Raw genomic sequence first — 15,614 nt, forward strand, 5'->3', positions numbered from 1 at the left:
AACTCATTTTTTAACCCTCGCGGAAAAAGTCCAGCATTAACTTCTTAAATAATTCGATGACGATACAGCAACACAACAACCCATCCAATCAAAAAAAGTGTAATGCCAACAATCACAACCCATGCTAAGCGCAGGTGCATCAATGGCAAATCAACATTCATCCCGTAAAAACCAGTAATAATTGTTGGAATCGCCAAGACTACCGACCAAATCGTCAAAATCTTCATGATACTGTTCAGGTTATTGCTGAGGATTGTATCGAACGTCGCAATCAGCTGAGTCACAATTTCAGCTTCCATTTCAACTAACTGTTGCACCTGATTAGCTTCAATTTGAGCATCAACCAAAAATTCGTCCTCATTTTCATGAAATGTTCTGCCAAAGTACTTGTTTTTTAAATTCTGCAGCATCACATAATTATTATGAGTAGAGCTGGTAAAATAAATTAAACTTTTTCTTAGGTTGGCCAAACCAATCAAATGCTTATTTTCAGCACGACTGCTCAAAAGATCATTTAATTCTTTTCTGCGGCGTCTGATTTCATGAGTTGGTAAAGAAAAGGCATCGCTCAGATGTTTGAGTAACTTTAACACTGTTAAGTTTACGTTTGCGTATTCTTTTTCAACAATATCTTTCTGAAAAATACTTTCGACTTTAGCATTTGTGGAATGTGTCAAGGTAATCAAAAGACTCCCTTTTAACAAAATTACAGCCGGAATTGTCAAATACCCTTGTTGCGTACTATAAGGCAGATGGTAAATAAATAATTGCGATTTTGATTTTTTATCATAATCATAATTTGAAGGTTCATCAATATCCATTGCATAATCCATGACATCCTGTGTCAGACCATACTTAGACTGCAAAATTGCAGCATCTGCTGGTTGTGCTTCCTTAACATTCAACCAAGTCTTAAATGAGCCAATATCGATTGGTTTGATCTCGATCATTCCTATCCCTCCCCTAGACAGCTAAACGTGATCTTTGGATAAAATCCAAATAAAAAGAGAGTGTGACATAAATCGCTAAAATTTGAGCACTAACAATAAATTACGAAGATAGCGAGTAATTTGCTATGAGTAATCCGAAGTTAGACAGAAATTTTTAACTTATGGAACACGTTTATCCGGAACAAGTAAAGAAGCCAGGCTAAAATTTAATTTTTGGCCCAGCCCCTCAACCCTATTCATTTTATATGGACAGTCCCCAAACTGTCAATTGCATCTCTAACAAACTAGCAATTGTATAACTTGCGCACCGCTGTAACAACACTAAAAGAATTGTTTGTATAATGCAATTTAAAAATCCAGTAATGCAATTATGTTTGATTAGCCTCCTCAGTTGCAAAGAACCTTAACATGGCTAGATTTGTTGTTCGACTTTCACTCCACTCCCAATGTGCAACATTGAAAACATGTCCAAGATGTGGCCCATCCTCTTGCGTCCATAACTTGGTTTGATAAGGGGCCCCAGTTTCATTTAAAGTAGCGATCAATAACTCAGTCTGCCACCAGAAACTATCATTTTCACCTCCAATCACTAAAATTGGAGGAAGTTTCAAACCGCTGCAGGCTTTTGAAAAATCAATAAAAGGCGCAATTTCTGGAGCTTGCTTTTCAAAAAGTTCAAGTTGCAGATCCGCAGTTTTGCTCATTAACCCCTTTCCTTCAGCAAGTCGCGTTGGTTCCATCACCCCATTAATTAATGCAATTTTTGTAAATTCAAAGTTCACGGGTGCCAGCGCAAAAATCCGTTGTAGTTTTGTGCTGGCTTGCAGACAAGCCGCCAGTCCTGCAAGATGTGCTCCCGCAGAGTCTCCCACTAGATAAACCTTGTTAAGATTACAACCCTTTTGCGGTCCAAAATGTTCAAGCCAGTGCAGACTTGCAAAGATGTCTGCCATCATTTGTTTTAAACCGACTTCAGGAAATAAACGATAACTCATCGCCATTACCGCATAGCCTTGCGCAGCTAGAAAGCGGCAGTAATTCTCATTGAGACGCCGATTGCCATACATCCAGCCACCGCCATGAATATCAATAATAGTGGGTAATGGCTTCAAGCTCTCGCTTTTTTGCGGAAAATAAAGATTCAAGGTCTGTAACGTACTGCCATGCGCAATATAAGAGTAGCCCGTCTCGGCGAAGGCCCCTTGGGGTTTCTCCTGTTCAAAAATCCGTTCTTGATCTTTTTGGGCAGTTTGAGCCCAGCTTTGCCGCAACTGTTCAAGTGGTGTCATCTTAAAAGCGTCCTCCTTTACTGCTTGTCACCATCAAGATAATTAATTTTGATTTCTTTATCAAGTGAAGCATGCACTGTGCAGTACTTGATCACGGATTTAATAAATGCATGCTGCTGCTTTTCATCCAATTGTGAAACAACATTGAACTTAATACTGATCTGGTCAAGCTTTGAGGTCTTATCAGAAAAACGGCGTACTCTCCCTTTGATTTCAGTCTCAAATTTTTCTAAGCCAATTTCGGGATGACGGCTGTTAATATCGGCGGCTGTTATAGAAAGGCACCCTCCCAAAGCACTTAACAAATATTCAACTGGATTTGGCCCTGCATCAGTTCCTTTGAGACTAAGCGGTTCGTCCGCCAAAAAAGTATGCTCGCGCACCTGAACTTTGACTTGTGCACCAATCTTGCGTAATTCTGTTTCTACTTTATAAGCCATTTGCTTTCCTCCTGCATTTAATTTGCTGTTTGCGTTCTCAACTAACATTAACTATCACTTTGAGTTTATTATAGACAGCTTCGCTTCAATTCTGTGAAATAATGCTCAATTTGGCAAGATGGCAATTTTTGAATTAGGTAACTCGTTTATACAAAATAGAAAAGGGGCTGTGACAAAAGTTAAATTTTGTCACAGACCCTACTTTATTCCGGATAAACGTGTTCCATAAGCCAAAATTCTCCGTCTAACTTCGAATTACTCATAGCAAATTACTCGCTATGTTCGTAATTTCGAGTTAGCACTCAAATTTTCCCGACTTATGTCACACTCTCTTTCTAGTTATTCTGCATAAACGTGTTCCATAAGCCAAAATTCTCCGTCTAACTTCGAATTACTCATAGCAAAGTACCCGCTATGTTCGTAATTTCGAGTTAGTACTCAAATTTTACCGACTTATGTCACACTCTCTAAATCTGGTATTAATATGGATTTGAAAACAGCTTACCTGAACTAAACCAACAATCCCAGCTATTCCGCTAATTAATACCAATTATTAGCCTTCCAGTGCTGCATTGCTTTTTCCCAAGAACCATACCTACTTGCAACGTATTCATTAGCAACTTTTTCTTGGTTAGCAGCTGAAAAGTCGCCCTTTAGATAACTTTGATCTAATTGGTATTTGCCAATATATTTGCCATTACGTGCGCTATAGTCACCACCAGATTCATGTTGCACAATATAGGCACGTGCTTGAGCCTCATTTGAGCTTTCCGCCGCTGTGGTCGTTGTCGTCGCATTGGTAGTATATGCAGCTGCTGCTTGTGCTGTTGAAGTTGCGGGAGTAGTTGCGTCATTAACTGCAGTCGTCTTCGTAATAGCTGTCGTTCCCGCAGACCCGGTTTGCTTTAAGGGAACTATCAGCTGTTGTCCCACTAAAATAAGATCAGGATTCTGCAACTGATTAGCTTGGACAATCGCAGCCGTCGATGAACCATACTTTTCAGCAAGTTCAGATACAGTATCTCCTTGCACAACTGAAAGTGTTTTAGTCGCGTTTTGTGCTGTCGTCGTTGTTCCAAGTTTTTCGGCTAGCACTTGCGCAAAATCCTGTGCTCCCTGTTGTTCACTCGTAGTCGTCTGGTTGGTATTAGCCTGTTGCACCGCATTTATTACACTTGTATCAATTCCCACTCCGTCTTCCCCCGTAAACTTTATCTGTTTTGATTATAGCAATAAAAATCAAGTTTGCACTAATTAATTTTGCTTTTCTTCAAAGTCTGTAAAAAAACTTTCCATAATAGTTAAAGTTCCCTGGTTTAAATCAAGCCGTGCCTGCAAACCATATGGCAGTGCCATGCGGGGATACGCGTGGCCAAAATTCAAATTAACCATCAGCGGCAGTCCAAATTCCTGTGTCACTTCGAGCAGGATCGTTTTATACTCTCTAAAAAAACGCTCATTTTGAGGTTTTCCTAGTAAAATACCTTTAAGCTTTGCAAAAATACCTTGAGCTTTCAATGCACACAACATTTTTCTAAAAAGCTGCGGTTCGGGACACTCTTCACTCGTTTCAATGAATAATAATTTGTCCTGCCATTCAGCTGCTTGCGGAAAAATTTTGAATTTTGTTGCAACCTGAACTTCATCAGGATAACGCCCAACCTGCAACAGATCATAAAAGCTGTCAAGGCATCCTCCTAATAGCTGACCAGTAACAATCCCATGCCCACGTAATACCAGATAACCTGCTTCTTCAAGATGCTCTTTTCGTGGTGTTCCAATTGCTGCAGGTGAAAAATCAGTGCGTTCTTCATACCAGATGGGACTGGAGACAATTTTTCTTGTAGCCGGATTTTCAAAAAAGGACCTAAAGATTCGTGCGGTATATGGCAGCATTGCCACATCTAATTCCGCAAGATCATTCAGCAAATTAGGACCGTAGAAGCTCACCATTCCGAGTTGATAAAAAAGCAAATGGTTAACCGTTGAATCAGAAAAACCCGTAAAAAACTTGGGCTTTTCCCTGACCGCATGTATAAATTCCTGATCTTCTAATAAAAAAGGTAAGAGCCTGTATGTATCATCTCCACCGATCGCGCAAATTATTCCAGCGATAGTATCGTCCAAAAATGCCGACTTAAGATCTGCAGCGCGTTTTGCTGGATGTTCTTTCAAATAGGTCAAGCCTTTTAAAGCATGGGGCATGATTACCGGTTCTAATCCCAGAGCCTGTAAACGCTGCAGGCCCAGATTGAGTTCATGCCGGACAAATTTTTCACCTAAAATTCCGCTAGAAAGACTTACGATTGCAACTTTGTCTCCTTTTTTCAAACGTCTGGGTTTAATCATCTTATCTCACGCACCTCCTCGAAAATAAACTCTTTTACCACTTTGGACATCGACTAAAAATTCCCAACAACCTAACTTGAACAGCACTCCAACTTACCGCCTAATCAGAAGCGGTCCTAAGTGTAGCTCAGTAACAAAAAAGGTGATTGAGAATTCAGGAATTACTCTAATTTCTTAATTTGACTTATAATACTTTTTAGCTGTTAAGCCGAGTCGCTTGCCTAAGTCTAATCAGACCTGGTAAAGTCAGCATCACACCGAAGCTTATTAAGTAAAGAATTGCTAAAAAGCCCATCGTAACAAACAATGAAAAGTGATCCATTAAAATACCGATGACAACTGATGAAAATCCACCGACTGCACGTCCAACGTTCATAATAATATTATTCGCAGTTGATCTGATTTCAGTCGGATATAGTAAGCTGATGGCTCCATAGCCGCCAAACATTCCATTTGAAAAGAAGCCAACAACTGCCCCGATCAGCACTAATTGAAAGGTAGACTGCGCAAGCACCAACGCAAAAGTCACACAGGCAGATGCGGGGAGGAAAATACCAAAGGCAAGTCGTGGTCCAAAACGATCAAATAAGCTTCCAAAAACGACCATTCCCAAACACATTCCAATAATAGTGGCGATCATCCACAATGAAGACCCTGAAACACTGAGACCTTGTTTTTGCTGCACGATTACGGGCAACCAGTTCATTAGACCAAAGTAACCTGCAATTTGGACAATTGTCATGACCATTAAACTTGCTGTCTGCAGTGCAATCTTTGGTGTTGCAAATAAATGCTTGAGTGAAACTTTCTCTTTTTTTGCAGCCACAGCCTTGTGAGCTGCAACAAAATCTTCACTTTCATGTAAGTGGCGCCGTACGAAATAAGTCAGTAACACAGGTACAACCCCTAAAAGGAAAAGTGTGTTCCAACCATATTGTGGAATTACGTAGGCCGCTGCCAAAGCAGCAATGATTGCGCCCAACTGCCCTCCAATGGCGGCAACCGATGTCATTCGGCCCACATGGCGTTGTTCAAAGCTTTCGGCAATCAACGCAATTCCAACACCATACTCACCACCAGCTCCAATCCCTGCAAAAAATCGCAGGAGATAGATCTGGGTCAGGTTATCCGCAAAATACATCATCCCGGTTGCAAAAGCAAAAATAAAGATCGTATATGAAAATGTCCGCACACGCCCAAAACGATCTCCTAAAATACCAAAAAGTGCGCCACCGACCAACATCCCTAGATTGGTAATTGAACCAATCATACCGGCTGCTGCACTTGAAAGATGCAAACTTGCAATAATTGGTGCAAGCGCAAAGGATAAAAACATAATATCCATATTTTCAAGTGAAAAACCAGCTGAAGTTGATGCGATGACCCACTTTTGTTCACTACTAAACCGACCTTGTGCCGAATTTTTTGACTGTTCCATTATCCGATTCCTCCAAAATGGATGATCTCTGCCATCCTTTATTTTGCTAATGCCTTACACGATTATTCCACAGTCCTTCTAAAAATGCAAACCTAAAAAAAGTGTGTGCTAAGTTGCTAAAGTTTGCGTACTAACACAAAATCACGTACATCGCAGAGTCGATAATGTTTGCCTAAGCAACCGCAGGAAGTTTTAAAAGCTCCAAGATCACTGCTTTTAAACCTTATTTTTTTAGATACTCTTCTTTAGAAAATTCTGTTTCTTCATATCTTCCCTTACCACCATAGAAACGATTGTATCTTTGCTTAAAGTGCCGGAAAAGATAGATTGAAAAAGCTTTGATAAAGCAATAAATAGGAATCCCAAAAACAACTCCGACTAATCCTAATAGATCTCCCATCACCAATAAGACCAACAAGACGGTAATCATATGCAACTGCAGATTGTCTCCCATAATGCGTGGAACCACCAATTGACCATGCAGAAACTGAATAATAAACCACACTAATGTAAATTTAACGGCTAGCCAAAGTGACCCTTGAAACGCAATAATCAATCCTGGTAAAAAAGCTGCAAAAGATCCTACGTAGGGCACGATACTTAAGATTCCTGCGGCAAGTGCCAATACACCTGAGTAATGCAAACCGATCAATAAAAAACTTGGCCAGTATAACAATCCTAGAATCGCTGAAGCAATAATTTGTCCTTTAAGGTATCCTCCAATTTGCTGATCCACAATTTTACCGAATTCCGTAAAGTCACGCCGGAAAACAGGCGGAACTAATCGTCGAACTGAAGTAAAGAACTTTTCTTTGTCTCTTAACAGGAAAAAAGCAATAATTGGACCAACCACAATTGTCAACAACATTGTCGAGAGGGCTGAAAAAACACCACTAAAACCATGAACACCACTTTGAAAATATTTTTGTGCAAAACTACTAATTTTCATGCCGGAAAGATCAACATCTGATAGCATTTGCTCTAGTTCTTTCGTATATGGTAATGTTGCTGTCAGATGATCAACATTACGTTGAAAGCCGCGCATGATTTGCGGCAAATGACGTACAAGATCAAGCGTCTGTGTTCTGGCAGCAATTATTAACTCAATGCCGCCAAAAACCAGTAATCCTAAGATTAATAAATAGATTACAGTAATGATCCAAGTTCTCTTCAAAAAACGCTCAAGTCTGACAACCAATGGATTGATTAAATAAAACAAAATAAGTCCAAAAATAACCGGTGGTAAAATAATAGTTAATGTCATTGTTAATGGTTTAAAAATAAAATCAACTTTGCTATATAAAAAAATTACTGCTCCAAGCATACCAAGCACCAGTAATGTAAAAACCAGATTACGACCGCCTAGAAAGCGAATCCATCTGCTTTCTTTATCCATAAAAAAACCCCCAAACACCAAATTATGATACAAAAGTTCGTAACTTTAGTATACAGAATGTTTGCTGTTTGGAGTAGTAAATGGCTTTCAGCTAAATTTTTCGTTATTTAAAGATTAGCTCCAACTCAAATTTTCAGAGCCCTCTTTACAAAGAAACTCGCTGTTTATCACTTTTTTATTGCAGCAGCCTGTCCTGCTCATGTGCAAGTGCAGCTTGCCCCAACAAGTTAAGGTAATTAAATGGTTTATCGAAATGTGGTTGAAAAAGCATGTCTACCTGAGCTAAGTCTGCGATTGTATTTTGATTTTGGATACAAACTGACAGCAAATTGGCAGCCTGAGAAATGTCATGTTTGCTTAAAAAGGAGCCGCCTAGAATCCGCAAAGTCTGTGGATCATAAACTAACGACATCAGAATTTTCTCAGTAGTCGGCATAAATTCTGGTCGATAATTATCTTCCAAAAATACTTGAGCCACTTCAATTCCTTGTTCTTTAGCAGCGGCGACAGTTAATCCTGTAGAGCAAAGTGCGGTTCCAAAAAGAGCTAGTCCCGATGTCGCTTGTGTTCCCAAACTGCGAATTCGAGGTGCAAACAAATTCTGCCCTACTAGTCTTCCTTGTCGAATCGCATTCGTTGCAAGTGGGATATAGGCAGGTTTACCTGTTGGGTTGAAATGAATTGCAGCACTGTCACCCGCAGCAAAAACGGCCGGGTCAGAGCTTTGCTGATATTCATTAGTAATGATCGCGCCATTCGGAAGCATTGCTACCTGACCTGCAAGTAATGCTGTATTCGGTTTAAAACCAATACACAAAATCGCTAAGTCAACTGCAAATTCATTTTGATCAGTTTTGAGCAACAACTCACCGTTTTGCTCTTTAAATTCGATGACATTTTGTCCTAATGCAAGCTCAATTCCGCGTTCAAGAAAGATTTGTTCTACTTTGGTCGTGAATGGTTCATCAAAATACTTGGGCATAATCCGCTCTTGGGCATCTACTAAGGTGACAGCATGCCCTTTTAAGTTATACGCTTCTGCAAGTTCTACCCCGATATAGCCCGCTCCAATCACAGCGATTCTCTCAGCTTGTGGAGCTCTTTTAAATAATTCCTGCGCATGTTCCCAATTTTTGCAAAGAACTACCTTTGAGCTCTCAATTCCACGGATAGGTGGAATTACAGGCCATGAACCAGTAGTCATTACAATTTTGTCGTATTCTTCTTCCCAGACCTCATTGTTTTGAAGATTCTTGACCTGTAATGTATGCTTAGCGGTATCGATAGCCGTAACATCATGCTGCGTAAAAACTTCTGCTCCTAGCGCGCGTAATTCCTGTGGGTTTGAATAGAACAAACCAGCTGGATCAGTAATCTGCCCTCCTAGATAAAGAGCGATGCCACAGGAAAGAAAGGAAATTTCCTCATTACGTTCAAACACTCTGACCTGGGTATCTGGATGTTCTTTCAAGATCTCCTTTACAACATACGTTCCTGCGTGCGTACAACCTACTACGGCAACTTTTTTCATAATGAACTCCTCCATTTTATTTAAAGATGGCTGGGTGGCTTGCTCAATAACAAACATACGTTAATTTAAATATTACACAATCTATTTCTTTTGGCAAGCATAATGATAGCGCTTTAATTAAATTTAACAAAGTACACTGATTAGCCACTTTTACTGTACTTGAAGCATTTTACTCTCAGCAGATGTTCCTTAAATGATACAATAATACTGAAAGGATGTGGCTCAGGGACTGATTGAAAGGAGAAGGACAATGGGGATATTCAACAATAATAAAATCCAGGGTATCCTTGCAGACCGTGGACTTGATGAGGTTAGTGAAGAAACTTCTGCACAGATTGAAGCCATTTTAGGTGGGCTTCAAAGACACGGGCTTTTGCGAGAAAATACCCACGTTGATTTTAACGACAAAAGTAACGAGATCAAAATCGAATTCCTGCGTGCACTTGTTGAACAAAATTGGATCCTAGTTGCTCAAAATGAACAAATAATTGCCTGTCTCAAAGAAATCAAAGATTCTGTGAACTCCTCCGCAAATCGCTTTTCGGACTAGCTAGCTTATTAATAATTCGCAAGTTCTGCGGATTACGGCTAGTGACGATTAAATTATAGCTTATTAAATAAAACTAAGAGAGTGTGACATAAGTTGGAAAAATTTGAGTGCTAATTCGAAGTTAGACGGAGAATTTTGACTTATGGAACACGTTTATCCGGAATAAAAGAGGGGCTGTGACAAAATTTTACTTTTGTCACAGCCCCTTAGTTCCCCAATTAGAGATTTAATACTTTTTACTAAACTCTTTTTATTATTTTTGCAACTCCAAGTATTAAAGCCGCTATCGTTGTGAGACATGCCACACTAAAGCACGCCACGCTGCCAACCAACACTGCTTGAAAAGACAATCCCCAGGAAAGTCCCAGGAGCATAACCCCCATACTTAACAGTGCTACAACAGATACGACTAAGAAGACATTCTGTGCTGAAGACATGCGAAAGGCACCCCTTTCTTTTGAATAATGAGCGCTCAAAAATCAGTGAACGACAACTTCTATCCGCGTCGTAAATAATAATAGGCGGCTTATAAAACACCTAAAGTGAAGGGACTGCATTTAACGAGTTTGAATGTACCACGTTTTGTCACCCTCCACTCTAAAAATTATAGCAGAATAGTGACTAACTGTCTCTAGTCATGTCCGCATAAAAAGAAAAACGTAACCTAAGAATTAACTTTTGAAAAGTACTCTGCTTAACTCTAAAGTAAAATTAAAGGACTGGATCAAATGTAAACCTTGACCCAGTCCCGCTTGCGGCTGACAGTGTGTTGCTGGTTTTTAACTCTGTGGAAATACTTGACGAAAAACGTTGTCAAGGTGTAACAGTTGGATTTCCAAACATGCCAGCCTTTAAGGAGTACTATAACTCCGATTGTTTTCTTAAATCTTCCTTCCACACTACAGGTGGCTGTTCAACTATGGTGGAGTTATATTCTCCTTACACTCTTAATTATATGTAAACGCTTCCTAAAGTCAAGAAAAAAACTCTCGCACCCAAAGCAAGCTTCAATTACTTTGGTGCAGAGTTTTAGTTACGCTTAATCTCTTTTTTTCGCGCCAAAAACCAATCTAACCCTAACCAGCTAATTCCAACTATTGTAATCAAAAAGCCAACTAGACTTCCGGGTGCAACATAACGTAAAGTTATTTTAGCGGCTCCTTGAGGCAAGTTTACCGCTAGAAATGAGCCTAGAGCCTGTTTAGTCTTTAATTTCTTCCCATTACTTGTGATACTCCAGCCTGTATCAAAGGGAATATTAAAGACGACTGTACTACGGTTACCCTCTGTTTGAATGTGACCCCTCAAACGTGAACTGCCGGATCTATGTTCTAATAGAAGTTTTCTTTTTTGAAGAACCGTTATTCCTTGCGAATAAGTGTGTTGGTTTAAGACCCGCAAGTGATTAGCGGTCAGTTCATTTTGCGAAGACGCTCCTAAGCGAAATTCATAGACCTGAGAGTTTCCAACTTTTCTTAATTTTTTGAGTTGCTGCTGCTCATGTCCATTTTCGTCGTAATACTTCTGAGCATAATAAAGGGTTCCTGCAGCCGAGGTGCTCAGTTTTACAAGGTAGTCTTTCCCCTTCAGCTGCTTAACAGCAAGGATCTTCGTTTTTTGAAAAAGTTGCTTGGAACTTGGCAGTAGCGTGTGCCAAACTTTTTCCTGATTGTCGAAAGCATTATGACTTTGATAGACTATTTTTTGTGCCGCTGCAGTTGTTAAAAGTCCATTTCCAAGGGCATTGTTGTTTTTTTCTGTTCGCATTCCATTGTTAGTTGCCTTTAAATAATAGCGAACATTTAGTAATGAATCTGAGAAAGTTGTCCCACCGACAGCACTAATCCGGCGCACATTTTTACTATAATACCCCATACTAGTAAAAAAGTGGCGCGTTTGTTTGTTCAACGTAGAACTATAAAGTGTCAAGCCTTCATATCCCAGCAATAGCCCATCATTGTACCCATTGTATTCTTCTTTGTAGGCCTGTTTGAAAAAGCTTCCTTGACCCACTATCCGGTAACTTGGGATTTCTTTTTGGTCAGTAATGGTAACAGCTTTTTCAGCTGCATAGTATTCTTTTTCATAATTAACTTGATTTCCAAAATCCATTCCTGCCATACTGCCATAAAGATTAGCGGCTAGAGAACATGGAGTTAGCAATAACAGCACTAACTTGCGCCATTTCTCTGTCAAACATATTAAAGAAACTGTGACAATTGCAATCCCAACTAACGAAAGTACAATCCAAAAGATATCTGTCCGCGTAAGTAAAATATCTAAGACTAGTAAGCTCGCAAAAACTCCGGCAACTAGGCTGGTGCTTGCCTTATCAAATTTTTTATGGACTTGCCACTGTCGTGCTGCTAAGGTAATGGTGAAAAAAATTAAAAAAATGGCATTGCGGTATGGAAAGCCGGCTGGGCGATTCATTAAATGCCAAATGGTATTCAAAGGACGCAGCCAAAGTGAGAGAAAAAAGAAACCAGCTAGAAGAAAAGCCGCAATTTTCTCCCGCTTATCTCGTGTACGTTCAAAAAAATAAAGAACTGCAAGAATTACCACTAAACTTCCCACAAAGACACTGGGAGCATGATCCAAGCGCTGTAAGTATGAACTGCCTGAAATTCCCATTTGTTTAAAAAAACTGACTCCAAATTCTGGTGTCGGCAAGAACCAACTAGCCTTGATTCCTGTCTTATCTGTCTTTTGCATTCCCAAAAAGGTAGGCAATAATAGACAGCACGCCAATAAGACAATCTGCACCATTGTTTTGAGATAAGTTTTAATAACTTGATAACTTGCAGCCCAAGTGCGTTCTTTACGCCATAATAAGTAACAGAGGTAACACCCTGTAAATAACACTGTCATGTAGCCTAAATAATAATTGCAGAAAATTGTGACTGTCAAACTAAATAAAAACAAGCGGCGTTTACCATGTGTTACCATGTTTTTCATTCCAAGTGCAACCAATGGAAGCCACACAAGTGCATCAAGCCACATAATATTGTAAAAATTCATGGCTACAAAACCATTTAATGCATACACAACTGCGAAAAGCCAAGTTTGCCGGGTCTGCTGCCAAGCATTTCTTAAGTAATATGTAAAAGTTAGTCCCATTGCACTAATCTTAAGTAAAATAATGAGTTCAACTGCCACTGGCATCTGTTCTGGTCGAAACAAAAGACTAACTAAATTGAAAGGACTGATCAGATAGTAAGCAGCCACTGGGAAAAAATTATCTCCTAATCCTAAAGAAAAACTATAAATGCTTAACTGCCCACTAAGCAGTTGCCTACGCATTTCTGTCAAAAATGGAACATATTGGGTCCCTAGATCACTGACCAAAAGATTATTGTTACCAAAAGGAAAGATACCTTTAGTCGCCCAAACTAAGATGACCAATAAGGGCGGAATTAAAGCCGCCAATACATACGTGCTTTTGGAACTTTTCTTTCGTATACCAACATTTTGCATCAAAACACCCTCGGAATCGTGTTATTTGTAGAGCCACATGTCATTTTACATTCTAAATATTATTAATTTTTATAAAAAAAGTTAAGAATTTAAAAAGATTGTATCATAACAGAGTATGTCGGCTAAAATTGCCACGTTTCTTTCTGAAATCTCAATTCGTAATTCTAAGCATTTTTTTCGGCAAATTTAAGCATTTCTTCCGTCTGTTTATTAAGTAACGGTGGTAACTGCGAGAAAGGAAAATACTCAAGTGCAAGTGTTTCGTTGGTTTTAGTCTCTAACAAGTTTCCACCTACAGGCTTGGTTAAAAATAACTGTGTAATTGTCTGTGCAACATCGCCATTCGGATACGCGACTGTCCCCTCATCAAAAGTTGCTAATAACCTCACTACCTCAACTTCCAACCCACTATCTTCTTTAACTTCGCGTACGCACGCCTGCGCATATGTTTCACCATATTCAAGAAAACCACCAGGCAAACTCCAATTATGGGTATCTGCTCGTAAATTCAACAACACTTCATGTTCAGCATTGAGGACTACGCCGGCTGCTGTATTTAAGATAATTGGCGTATGCCCGACCAAGCCTCTGATCATCTTAATATAATCCGCCATTTTCTAATCTCCCTTCCAAAAAGTAGTTGCCACATCCTTGGGTATCAGCGATTTCTAACGCCGTTTCCCCTACTCTTTTTCAGAAACGGCTACAGGAACTTCGCGCAAACGAAACATAAAGAAACCGCCTAAAAGAAAGAGCACTGCTAAACTTGCAATTCCCATCTGTGACCGCCCAGTCAGTTGTGTAGTTACCGAAAACAAGACTGGACCTAAAACAGCTGAAAACTTACCGAAAATATTATAAAAGCCAAAAAATTCGTTAGCCTGTTTTTTGGGAATGATTCGCGCAAAATAAGACCTGCTTAATGCTTGAATTCCTCCTTGTGAAGAACCCACTAAGATTCCTAAAATCCAAAAGTCAAGAACCGTTTTCATGAACAATGCATATACACAGATGAAAAGATAAACAGTAATTGCGATTAGCAACATGATGCGAGTCCCGTAACGCTGTGCCAATCTTCCATAGATTAAAGTACACGGAAAAGCAACAATATTCAAAACTAGTAAAACCACCAACAGTGTACTCGTGCTCACACCCATGTCAACTCCGAACGCGGTTGCCATCGTAATGATCGTATCCACCCCATCAATAAAAAAGAAATAAGCGAGCATAAACCCCAAAACTTGCTTGTAATGGCGAATTTTCCGCAAGGTTGCCAACATTCTTTGGCAGCTTTCTTTTAAAGCGGATTTGGGGTGAGGCAAACCGTAGTGTTGTTCTACATTACGCAGCATTGGTAGCGAAAACAGAAACCACCAAAGTGTAGTAAGCATAAATACAATTCTGATAGCCTGGGGCGCAGACGTCAACCCAAAAGTTGAAGTTGTAATCAACAACATTGCAACTACAAAAAGTGACGCACTGCCGATGTACCCAATGCCAAAACCATAAGATGAGACTAAATCATTGCGTTCATTACGTGTCACATCAGTGATAAAAGCGTCATAAAATAGATTAGCGGCCTGATAACCTATATGTGAGAACGTATAAATAACTAGTAACCACTGCCATTGATTTGTGGGTACGAAAAACAAAGCGGCTGTCATCAGCAAACCGATGAATAGTGAATACCGAAAAAAACGTTTCTTATTGCCTAAATAATCACCCAAGGCGCCTAAAAAAGGGGCGAGTAACGAAACAATCAGGGTTGAAAAAGAACTCACATAGCCCCAATAGGCTGTCGTGTCATGGGCTGAAACTCCTGCATTTCCCGCAACAAACTTAAAATAGACGGGTAAGATTGCAGTTACAATAATTAATGAATATGCGGAGTTAGCACAATCATACAGAATCCAACTTTTCTCTTCTTTAGTAAACTTCAAAATTTTCTTCCTCTCTTCATAAGAACTGGCTTACCTTTAATTCTACAGAAAAAAGAAAATTTAAGGTTTCAACATAGTAAAAATTGTGTCAAACTTCTGTAAAGGACATTTACCGAGCTTGCCTTCTAAAAGAACAATTAACATGCAAACTCACTCATTGAGTTATCCACTACTTGAAGTATACTTGATAAGTGTATATAGTTTAAAATATATGCTAAAAATCAGGAGAAAACTCTTCAAGATCACATTTTAGC

The 15,614-nt window shown here is 39.5% G+C and carries 13 protein-coding genes; 1 reads left to right on the top strand and 12 read right to left on the bottom strand.

Annotated elements, in window-relative coordinates:
* Window positions 1-44: 44 nt before the first annotated feature.
* The 8 genes from AB3Y88_RS00970 to AB3Y88_RS01005 all read right to left on the bottom strand — a co-directional run bounded on the left by AB3Y88_RS00970 (window position 45) and on the right by AB3Y88_RS01005 (window position 9,393).
* Window positions 45-950, bottom strand: a complete 906-nt coding sequence (locus AB3Y88_RS00970) for a magnesium transporter CorA family protein (RefSeq protein ID WP_054757116.1) — start codon at window positions 948-950, stop codon at window positions 45-47.
* A gap of 368 nt (window positions 951-1,318) precedes the next feature.
* Window positions 1,319-2,239: an alpha/beta hydrolase gene (locus AB3Y88_RS00975; protein WP_228888111.1), complete on the bottom strand. Its 921-nt coding sequence runs from the start codon at window positions 2,237-2,239 to the stop codon at window positions 1,319-1,321.
* A 17-nt stretch (window positions 2,240-2,256) separates the two neighbouring features.
* Window positions 2,257-2,679 (bottom strand): OsmC family protein, encoded by a 423-nt coding sequence (locus tag AB3Y88_RS00980; RefSeq protein WP_054757114.1) that lies wholly within the window; start codon window positions 2,677-2,679, stop codon window positions 2,257-2,259.
* A gap of 540 nt (window positions 2,680-3,219) precedes the next feature.
* On the bottom strand, window positions 3,220-3,870 hold the full coding sequence (locus AB3Y88_RS00985) for a LysM peptidoglycan-binding domain-containing protein (RefSeq protein WP_228888112.1): 651 nt from the start codon (window positions 3,868-3,870) through the stop codon (window positions 3,220-3,222).
* 63 nt (window positions 3,871-3,933) lie between these two features.
* A complete protein-coding gene (locus tag AB3Y88_RS00990; protein WP_056960740.1) occupies window positions 3,934-5,028 on the bottom strand; it encodes a S66 peptidase family protein in 1,095 nt (364 codons plus the stop codon).
* Between the two features lie 196 nt (window positions 5,029-5,224).
* Window positions 5,225-6,466 carry an MFS transporter gene (locus tag AB3Y88_RS00995; RefSeq protein WP_228888113.1) on the bottom strand — a complete coding sequence of 414 codons (1,242 nt, stop codon included), beginning with the start codon at window positions 6,464-6,466 and terminating at the stop codon, window positions 5,225-5,227.
* Between the two features lie 223 nt (window positions 6,467-6,689).
* Window positions 6,690-7,862, bottom strand: a complete 1,173-nt coding sequence (locus tag AB3Y88_RS01000) for an AI-2E family transporter (protein WP_056960738.1) — start codon at window positions 7,860-7,862, stop codon at window positions 6,690-6,692.
* A gap of 175 nt (window positions 7,863-8,037) precedes the next feature.
* Window positions 8,038-9,393, bottom strand: coding sequence for an FAD-dependent oxidoreductase (locus AB3Y88_RS01005; RefSeq protein WP_228888114.1), 1,356 nt, complete (start codon window positions 9,391-9,393; stop codon window positions 8,038-8,040).
* A 250-nt stretch (window positions 9,394-9,643) separates the two neighbouring features.
* Between AB3Y88_RS01005 and AB3Y88_RS01010 the strand changes: the two genes are divergently transcribed.
* Entirely contained in the window at window positions 9,644-9,943 is a 300-nt protein-coding gene (locus AB3Y88_RS01010) for a hypothetical protein (protein WP_056960736.1), read from the top strand.
* Window positions 9,944-10,182: 239 nt separating this feature from the next.
* Here AB3Y88_RS01010 and AB3Y88_RS01015 read toward each other — a convergent pair whose 3' ends face one another.
* From AB3Y88_RS01015 to AB3Y88_RS01030, 4 genes are all read right to left on the bottom strand, one after another.
* On the bottom strand, window positions 10,183-10,380 hold the full coding sequence (locus tag AB3Y88_RS01015; RefSeq protein ID WP_056960735.1) for a hypothetical protein: 198 nt from the start codon (window positions 10,378-10,380) through the stop codon (window positions 10,183-10,185).
* A 592-nt stretch (window positions 10,381-10,972) separates the two neighbouring features.
* Entirely contained in the window at window positions 10,973-13,420 is a 2,448-nt protein-coding gene (locus AB3Y88_RS01020) for a YfhO family protein (protein ID WP_228888115.1), read from the bottom strand.
* Window positions 13,421-13,584: 164 nt separating this feature from the next.
* Window positions 13,585-14,034, bottom strand: coding sequence for an NUDIX hydrolase (locus AB3Y88_RS01025; protein ID WP_054757103.1), 450 nt, complete (start codon window positions 14,032-14,034; stop codon window positions 13,585-13,587).
* Between the two features lie 69 nt (window positions 14,035-14,103).
* A complete protein-coding gene (locus tag AB3Y88_RS01030; protein ID WP_201780644.1) occupies window positions 14,104-15,360 on the bottom strand; it encodes an MFS transporter in 1,257 nt (418 codons plus the stop codon).
* Window positions 15,361-15,614 lie beyond the last annotated feature (254 nt).

This window comes from Liquorilactobacillus satsumensis (genome assembly GCF_964065465.1).
Lineage (GTDB): Bacteria > Bacillota > Bacilli > Lactobacillales > Lactobacillaceae > Liquorilactobacillus > Liquorilactobacillus satsumensis.

Bases quoted from the DNA above. Each gene is read 5' to 3' on its own strand.
- AB3Y88_RS00995 (WP_228888113.1), bottom strand. From the start codon at position 6,466: ATGGAACAGTCAAAAAATTCGGCACAAGGTCGGTTTAGTAGTGAACAA.
- AB3Y88_RS01005 (WP_228888114.1), bottom strand. From the start codon at position 9,393: ATGAAAAAAGTTGCCGTAGTAGGTTGTACGCACGCAGGAACGTATGTT.
- AB3Y88_RS00975 (WP_228888111.1), bottom strand. From the start codon at position 2,239: ATGACACCACTTGAACAGTTGCGGCAAAGCTGGGCTCAAACTGCCCAA.
- AB3Y88_RS01015 (WP_056960735.1), bottom strand. From the start codon at position 10,380: ATGTCTTCAGCACAGAATGTCTTCTTAGTCGTATCTGTTGTAGCACTG.
- AB3Y88_RS00980 (WP_054757114.1), bottom strand. From the start codon at position 2,679: ATGGCTTATAAAGTAGAAACAGAATTACGCAAGATTGGTGCACAAGTC.
- AB3Y88_RS01000 (WP_056960738.1), bottom strand. From the start codon at position 7,862: ATGGATAAAGAAAGCAGATGGATTCGCTTTCTAGGCGGTCGTAATCTG.
- AB3Y88_RS01025 (WP_054757103.1), bottom strand. From the start codon at position 14,034: ATGGCGGATTATATTAAGATGATCAGAGGCTTGGTCGGGCATACGCCA.
- AB3Y88_RS00990 (WP_056960740.1), bottom strand. From the start codon at position 5,028: ATGATTAAACCCAGACGTTTGAAAAAAGGAGACAAAGTTGCAATCGTA.
- AB3Y88_RS00970 (WP_054757116.1), bottom strand. From the start codon at position 950: ATGATCGAGATCAAACCAATCGATATTGGCTCATTTAAGACTTGGTTG.
- AB3Y88_RS01020 (WP_228888115.1), bottom strand. From the start codon at position 13,420: ATGCAAAATGTTGGTATACGAAAGAAAAGTTCCAAAAGCACGTATGTA.
- AB3Y88_RS01010 (WP_056960736.1), top strand. From the start codon at position 9,644: ATGGGGATATTCAACAATAATAAAATCCAGGGTATCCTTGCAGACCGT.